Genomic DNA, 7,043 nt, shown 5'->3' on the forward strand with positions numbered 1-7,043 from the left:
AAAAGCGTGACCCATGTGTGGCTCTGGGACGGGGTTCGCGGAGTCGAATGCACTCGGGACGGGCCTGCGGAGGATCGGGAAGCCGCTGAGACCTGCGGCCGCGGGATGCCGGATGTCGGCGTACACGTGAACGTTTCCCCAGCCATGTACCGATGAATAGGGCCAGTTTCTGACGCGCTGAGGACCTGCAGTGGGAACTCTGGCTGCTCGGTCGGTGTGGGGGCGCCAGAGGACGGCTGACGATCGTTCTCGATCCGCATCGCTGGTTGGAGCTGCGGCGTTTTCGCAGCCTGTTCGAGTCAGGGGCGATGAGTCTGTCGGAGATCGCCCGGGAGACTGGGCTGGACCGGAAGACGGTCCGCGTACCTCGCGGCCAAGGGACCGGCGTCGCTTCCGCGGCGGTCATCGAGGTTCGCTGAGGAGCTCGGCATCACGCCGCGGGAACTGGCGAGCATGCACCGTCGGTTCGAGGTAATCCCCGCTGCCCAGGCCCAGGTCGACTGAGGAGACGAGGGCAAGATCCTCGCCCACGTGGGCATCGCGAAGTCTACTCGTTCCACATGACGCTGTCGTACTCCCGCGATCCGTTCTGCTGCTTCACCACCAGCCAGGACCTGCAAACATTCTTCGACTGCCATCGGCGGGCCTTCGCCCACTTCGGCGATTATGTGGGTGAGAACTCTTCCGCGATCTCGTGTTCCCGGTCAGGATGGTCGCTCCCGTCGAGGAGCTCGGACGGCCTGGCAGCCGCAGTTGGTACGACGCGTCGATGCCGCAGGGAACCCCACGTTCTGCTGGCCACCGCCTACGACCTGAAGGTCTTCTTCTCGGTGGTGCCCAAGGAGCCGACCGATGTCGTCACCGCGACGTCTTCGCGTTCATCACCGCGCAGAAGAAGCCGCGCGAGGCCCCAAGGTCGTCCGGCTCGAAGACGGTGAAGCAGGACTCTCGGCTCGGACCATCAAGCGCCGACTCGCCAGCATCTCCGGGCTGTTCGGCTACCTCATGACCCGCGACGACCTCGCCATCGAGCGCAACCCGGTGCCGACGGGACTGGCCAACCGCCGCCGCAGCGGCAACCGCGGGGCACCGCTGCTGCGCACGCCCCGCGCCCTTCCGCGCGTCCTTGGGCCCGGCGAGGTCGAGTCGGTCCTCGGTGCGGTGAACACCGCCCGGGACCGGGCCATGGTCCTGGCGATGCTGTTGGGGGGACTGCGCCGCTGCGAAGTCCTCGGCCTGAGGCTGGGGACCTCTCATCGGGTGAGCGTCGGGTCTTCATCAGCGAGGGCAAGGGCGGGCACCAGCGCCTGATACCCGTCTCCGCGCAATTCCAGCGCGGTCAGCGACTATCTGGACCGTGAGCGCCCAACCATTGACCACGACCGGTTGTTCGTGGTGCTGCGCGGGCCCACCCGCGGCCGACCGCTCTCCGCCGACGGCCTGGACGAGATCCTCGACGGCGTCCGGAAGCGAACCGACTGCCGCGACTGACCTGCCATCAGCTACGCCGCACCTGCCTGACTCGGCTACGGGAGGCGGGCATGTCCCTGGAAGCGGTACAGGCCCAGGCTGGACACCACTCGATCGAATCGACCCGGATCTACATCCATCTGGCCAACAGCTGGCTCGTTGAGCAGTACCTGCAGGCGAGTGCCGCCATCGACGCCGATCGGGCGAACAGCTGATGCGCCGGGCCCGCACCGCCGCACTGCCGATCGTGCGCCCGGACCTGGTCGAGCACTACCTCGCCCACCCGGCCGCGCAGCGCATGAACACCGACCACAAGGTCCGCTGGGGAGCCCGCGCTCTGCTCGCCGCGGTCCCCGACCTCGCCGACTTCTGCCGCCTGCCGCTGGAACGCCAGCTCGCCTTCAACCACGAGACCCACCGATTCATCAGCTGGCTCTCGGTCACCGGACGTCTGCAACCCGAGTCGGACTACCTGGTCGTCGGCGCCCGCGCTGGGGCATCGTGCTCGCTCGCACGGAGCCGGAACTGCACCTGCGGTTCATGGAGACGGCCCGGTCCCTTGGTTTGCGACGCGCTGGCCATGACCCAGTTCAACCTGCTGGGCCACTTCGTGGCCCTATTCGGCAAACAGCCGCACGAGCTGAAGCAGAGCGACTGGGACGAGGGACGCCGCCTGCTGCTGGAGGCCGCCCGCCGCATCCCCAACCGTGGTGTCAAGGCACTGTCGACCGCCCTGTTCAACCTGGAAGCGACGCTCTTCCACTGCTAGTTGACCGACCAGCTCCCACGTCGTCGCTCGCCGGACCGGGCCGATATGCGGGCCCGGGAGTGGTCCCGTGTCCCGGCGGGAATGGCGGACACGATGCAGCACTACCTGCAGCGGATCGCCGGAACAATGCGGCCGGGAACCGTGAAGAACGCCGAGCTGACGCTGCGGGAGTTCGCCCTCCTGGTCGCAGCCGAAGACACGGACGTCACCTGCGTTGCCGAGCTCAAGCGGCGGCACGTCGAACGCTACCGGCAGTGGCTGCTGGAACGGCCCGGCTGCCCGCGGAGGACCGCTGCACCGGCACACCGTCCGCTCGACCCGGCCCTTGCCCTGCGGGCGGTAGGCAGCCAGCACGTCGATGTCGAAGTCGTAGTGCCCGGCGAAGGCGACCGCCTCCGGGTGCAGCGGCACCGCCTCACCCGGAGCGACGTGTCGGCGCACGACCGTCTTGGTGCGGTCGTAGACACTGCTCATCGGCACCCCGCCGAAGTGCGCGAACGCGGCCCGGTGGCAGTCGAAGAACGTGGCCAGGTCCTGGCTGGTGGTGAAGCAGCAGAACGGGTCGCGCGAGTACGACAGCGTCATGTGGAAGGAGTAGACCTTCGGGATGCCGACATGGGCGAGGATCTTGCCCTCGTCTCCCCAGTCGACCTGGGCCTGAGCCCCCGGGACGACCTCGAACCGCCGGTGCAGGCCCGCCAGCTCACCCGGGCTGATGCCCAGTTCCTCCGCGATCCGGGGCCGGGCTTCCTGCAGATAGAGCTTCACCCGCTGGTAGTTGATCGTGCCCCGTACTCCTGGGCCAGGCGCTCGTGGATCACCCTTCCCTTGAGCAGGATCTCGGACCTGAGCATCGCGTCGATCAGCGGCGCGACCTCGTCCACCCCCGCCGAGGCCGCTGATCTGCTGCTTCTCTCTTCGGCGGCGCGACCGACGCGGGGTCCTTCAGGTACTTGCTGACCGTCCGGCGGTTAGCCCGGTCTCCTTCGCGATCTCCCGCAGGCTCATCGCACCGGACTCATACAGCGGACGAAACCGCCTCAACTCCAGCCAGCGATGCGGATCCAAGACCACTGTCAGCCGCCTCCCTGCCACCCCGAACCGACAGCAGCAGACTCACGGCCGACACCTCGTCACCGCATCAAGAATGGTGCACTTTCATCCGTACGAGGTGGTGCACGTTCGCTTGTACACCGACACTCGGTCGAGCACCAGCCGTGCGCGGGTGAGGGTTCCCGCCTGGTTGGGTTTGACGAGCACGGCGTTGCCCTCCTGTCGGAGGATGCCATGTTCGAGTCGGTCGGGTGGGTGGCGAAGAGGTCGTCGCCGAGGCGCTGGTGCGGCAGTTGCGGTGGCCTGCTGCCAGCCCTCCCAGTCGTCTTCGGCGAGGAGGTCCTCAAGCGAGACGACCGGATAGCGGGAACACCAGGTGGCGAGTTCGGCCAGCCAGGTCTCGGTCGGCAGTACCCGGTCCTCCCGGGTCAGGTGGTAGGCCCCGTCGTGGGCGAACTGGGTGGCGGCCAGGTCGACGGCGATGGCGACGTCCTGGCCAGGTGTCAGACCGTCCGTGGTGATCACCTCGGTGACCAGGGCGAGGGCGGCCTCGTTGGTGGGGAGCAGGTCGGCCAGCCCGCCCTGGTCGGCGACCACGCCGGGGCTGCCCAGGAGCCGAGCGGCGGCCTCCCGCACTGTCGATGTCCACTCGATCGCCTCGGCGAAGTGGCTCGATCCGGCAGGGACGGCGAGAGCATACTGGATGTCCAGGGCGCCGCCGGCGTGATGTTGACCATGGAAGGTGTCGCTGCGACCCTTCCTGATCAATCCGGTCTGCACCAACGCGCGTTTCGCCACCTTCGTCAAGGGCCACTGACGTCACCGACGCCGAGCGCATGGGCTGGTCCTTACGTCTTCCACCTCTTCGCCGACGCCCAGCACGCACTCGGGGGCCGCATCCCCCAGGCCCCGTGGTGGCTACCGGTGACCCGCGCGACCTGGCGGGAAACCGAGGGTTCCGGCTCCACCATCGCCGACCGGCAGAACCACTCCGCGGTCCATGTCTCATGGAACGACGCGGTCGCCTATGCCGCCTGGGGCAATGTCAAGGCTTCCCACCGAGGCCGAATGGGGGATGGCCGCCCGCAGCGGGTGCCCGCTTCCCTGGGGCGACGAGCTGGCCCCGGGCCACTGGCGCTGCAATATCTGGCGCGGCCATTTCCCGGCTGTCCGTGGCGCCACGGGCGCCGGCCGTCTGGGCACCGTGCCGGTCAGCGCCTTCCCGGCCAACGGGTATGGGCTGCGCAACGCCGTGGGCAACGTCTGGGAATGGTGCTCGGACTGGTGGAGCACACCTGGCATGCACAGGACCGCCCCGATACACGCATCGACCCCCAGGGACCGTCCACGGGGGCGCGCCGCGTCCTGCGAGGCGGCTCCTATCTGTGCCACGACTCGTACTGCAACTGCTACTCGTCGCCACCCGCACCAGCACCGCCCCCGACTCCTCCGCCGGGCATACGGGCTTCCGCGCCGCCGACCCTCGGTGAGGTGTGCGCACCGCATCTCCCGCCCCGGGATCCGCGTCGTGATGCTTCGCGGGGTCGCCCGGCCGAGGCAGGTTCGCAGCCGGGCCTCTTCGGCCCGGCGGCCACAGCACCACCCCGGCGGTCAGGCGGCGATCACCGCGCGTGCACCGGCTCGACGAATCGCCACGCCCGCATCCCCACACCGGCACTCCCGGGTCCTGGGCGAGGAATGCACGCCCACGCCGCGCCGACACTGCATGCCCGGACACCCTGCGTCGTGCTGAGGGCCGCGAAGGCGCCCCGCCGCCGCGATCGTGGCCGCAGGGCCGAAGGCCGGGTGCTGGGCACCAGCCCACCCGGAAGATGCGGGCGCCGACGCGGCGGGGTGTCGTCCGCCGCACACGACGGACTCGCGGGCGCCCGGAGCGCGGACGGCCGACGCCCGTTCATCAAGCCCGTCGACCCTCGCCCTCCAGAGCGGCCCAGGCCTCCGCTGCTTCGAGGTCCTCGTAGAGCCGGCCGCGCTGGCGGGGGTTGAGCGTCGTGGACAGGGCGGCCAGGGTGCGGCCCGCTTCCTCGTCCGGGCCGACGGCGAGCGTCGCGCGCACGATGGCCGCCCGGTCGGCCGACGGCAGGGACGGCAGCATGCCGCGGAGGTCGGCCAGTCCCTGCTCCAGGGTGCAGGAAGCCTTGAAGGCACCGAAGACGCCGCCGAGCTCGGCATCGCTGCACGCGTGCCACAGGGCAGGCATCGCAACGGTCTCCTCCGCGTGCAGATGGGCCAGGTAGGCGCTGATGAGTTCGTTCACCGCGCGATAGAGGCCGTGCTGTGCTTCTCTCAGCGACTCGGCCGGGGTCTTCGGCAGCCGGCGCGCCCGGTCATCCAGCGCGGCGAGTGCCGCATCGAGGCGCACGTGCTCGGCGTCGAGGGCATCGGCGGCCTCGGGCGCCCTCTCCCGCAGCAGCGGGTGGATGTAGCGGTCCTCGTGGTCGGCGTGCTCGCGGAGCTCCTGTGTCATGGCCAGGCAGCGCTCGGTCATGTGCTCGGCCCAGTGGGGCTGTTGGATGTCCGCGGCGCCGAGCTCGACGGCGAGTGTGAAGAGCCGCTCCCGCTGACCCATGTGAATATTCCTGTACAAATCAATCCTGGGCATGGCATGCCTGCAGCACTTCTCGTCCGGACCGTGAACTACAATGACAACACATTCACACATAGACAACGTATTGTCAAAAGCTTTCTGATGTCCGACGAGATTGCCCTGCTCGTAGCAGACGTGTTCGAGGCGGCGGGCGCCCTGCGCCGCCTGGGCGAGCACACCGCACAGGCCGAAGGGCTCACCCAGGCCCGCTGGCAGGTCCTCAGCGTGGTCTCCGAGACGGCCCTCACCGTGCCGCAGGCCGCCCGCCGCCTGGGGGTGAGCCGGCAGAACGTGCAGCGCGTCGCCAACGACCTCGCGAGCTCCGGTACGCCGCCTATCAGGCCAACCCTGACCACCGCGGCTCCCCGCTGCTGACGCTCACCCCCCGCGGCCGGGACGCGCTCGCAGGCCTCACGGACCGCGCCTCGGCCGTCCACCGCACACTCTTCGCCGCGCTCGACGCCGAGGAGATCGGCCGGACACGGGCGTTCCTGCGCCGGCTGCTCGAAGAGCTGGACCACCATGAACAGACCGACGGCAAGCGCTGAACCGGCGTATCTGCCACAGCCGTTCATCAGCCCGACCGGATGTCCCGGTCGGGCCATAGCACGTTCGAGGCGTCGTCGAGAATCCTGAACTGCGAGTTCAAGGAGATCGGTATCGGCCTTGCGTAGCGGGACTACTACTGGACCCAGGACTTCGGCACCGCCCGGTGACACCCCCGGCGGTGTCGGCCGCGCCGGATGCCGGCAGCTACCGACCGGCACTAGGAACATTCCCTGAGGCATGCGGCTGGCGTTTCCTGCATCTTTGCTCTTGCCCGTCCGGGGGGAGCGGCCACTCCCCCTATTCCGCTCGTTGCGGCTGCCACAGCGGTCCGACCCTCACGGCCCCCGGACGGGCCACCCGGCCGGACGCCGATGCCGCCCGGATCACGCCCGGACCCTGCGCTCGCTGGAGCTGACCGACGAGATCACCACCGAGCTGACCGTGCTCGTCGGGATCGACAGGGTCTCGCAGCCGTAGCCCCGCACCGCAACCGAATACGCGTCCTGCGCTCCCCCTCCTCCGCAGGAGGGGGAGCGCAGGACATAGTTCCGGCACCTGCCGAGATCAGGACGTCTTTCCGCCGTCCAGGCGCCT

General features: G+C 69.2%; 7 protein-coding genes and 3 pseudogenes. 6 read left to right on the plus strand and 4 right to left on the minus strand.

Annotation, left to right across the window (positions count from 1 at the left end; all coding sequences use genetic code 11):
• Positions 1-852 precede the first annotated feature (852 nt).
• The 3 genes from SSP24_RS44750 (at position 853) to SSP24_RS43655 (ending at position 2,239) form a co-directional block, all read left to right on the plus strand.
• A complete protein-coding gene (locus tag SSP24_RS44750) occupies positions 853-1,311 on the plus strand; it encodes a site-specific integrase (RefSeq protein ID WP_229866371.1) in 459 nt (152 codons plus the stop codon).
• A 206-nt stretch (positions 1,312-1,517) separates the two neighbouring features.
• On the plus strand, positions 1,518-1,685 hold the full coding sequence (locus SSP24_RS44755) for a tyrosine-type recombinase/integrase (protein ID WP_229866372.1): 168 nt from the start codon (positions 1,518-1,520) through the stop codon (positions 1,683-1,685).
• On the plus strand, positions 1,685-2,239 hold the full coding sequence (locus tag SSP24_RS43655; protein WP_218037155.1) for a hypothetical protein: 555 nt from the start codon (positions 1,685-1,687) through the stop codon (positions 2,237-2,239). Before SSP24_RS44755 ends, SSP24_RS43655 begins: the two co-directional genes overlap by 1 nt.
• 393 nt (positions 2,240-2,632) lie before the next feature.
• Here the strand turns inward: SSP24_RS43655 and SSP24_RS45625 are convergent.
• Together SSP24_RS45625 and SSP24_RS41670 are read right to left on the minus strand one after the other, a co-directional pair.
• Positions 2,633-3,007, minus strand: a pseudogene (locus SSP24_RS45625) (DDE-type integrase/transposase/recombinase); the annotation flags it as partial.
• Positions 3,008-3,397: 390 nt separating this feature from the next.
• Positions 3,398-4,072, minus strand: a complete 675-nt coding sequence (locus tag SSP24_RS41670; protein ID WP_244951812.1) for a phosphopyruvate hydratase family protein — start codon at positions 4,070-4,072, stop codon at positions 3,398-3,400.
• On the opposite strand from SSP24_RS41670, the pseudogene SSP24_RS45210 reads away from it, so the two are divergent.
• Together SSP24_RS45210 and SSP24_RS45665 are read left to right on the plus strand one after the other, a co-directional pair.
• Positions 4,028-4,279, plus strand: a pseudogene (locus SSP24_RS45210) (hypothetical protein); the annotation flags it as partial. The gene SSP24_RS41670 and the pseudogene SSP24_RS45210 overlap by 45 nt on opposite strands.
• Before the next feature lie 88 nt (positions 4,280-4,367).
• A pseudogene (locus tag SSP24_RS45665) lies at positions 4,368-4,535 on the plus strand (SUMF1/EgtB/PvdO family nonheme iron enzyme); the annotation flags it as partial.
• 675 nt (positions 4,536-5,210) lie between these two features.
• Here the strand turns inward: SSP24_RS45665 and SSP24_RS41680 are convergent.
• Positions 5,211-5,975 carry a hemerythrin domain-containing protein gene (locus SSP24_RS41680; RefSeq protein ID WP_308794821.1) on the minus strand — a complete coding sequence of 255 codons (765 nt, stop codon included), beginning with the start codon at positions 5,973-5,975 and terminating at the stop codon, positions 5,211-5,213.
• A gap of 27 nt (positions 5,976-6,002) precedes the next feature.
• On the opposite strand from SSP24_RS41680, the gene SSP24_RS44765 reads away from it, so the two are divergent.
• Entirely contained in the window at positions 6,003-6,275 is a 273-nt protein-coding gene (locus tag SSP24_RS44765; protein ID WP_229866369.1) for a MarR family transcriptional regulator, read from the plus strand.
• 557 nt (positions 6,276-6,832) lie between these two features.
• Here SSP24_RS44765 and SSP24_RS45520 read toward each other — a convergent pair.
• Positions 6,833-7,043, minus strand: a 211-nt coding sequence (locus SSP24_RS45520) for a hypothetical protein (protein ID WP_373866250.1), incomplete at its 5' end; no start/stop codon positions are given.

Source organism: Streptomyces spinoverrucosus, assembly GCF_006539505.1.
Classification (GTDB): domain Bacteria; phylum Actinomycetota; class Actinomycetes; order Streptomycetales; family Streptomycetaceae; genus Streptomyces; species Streptomyces spinoverrucosus.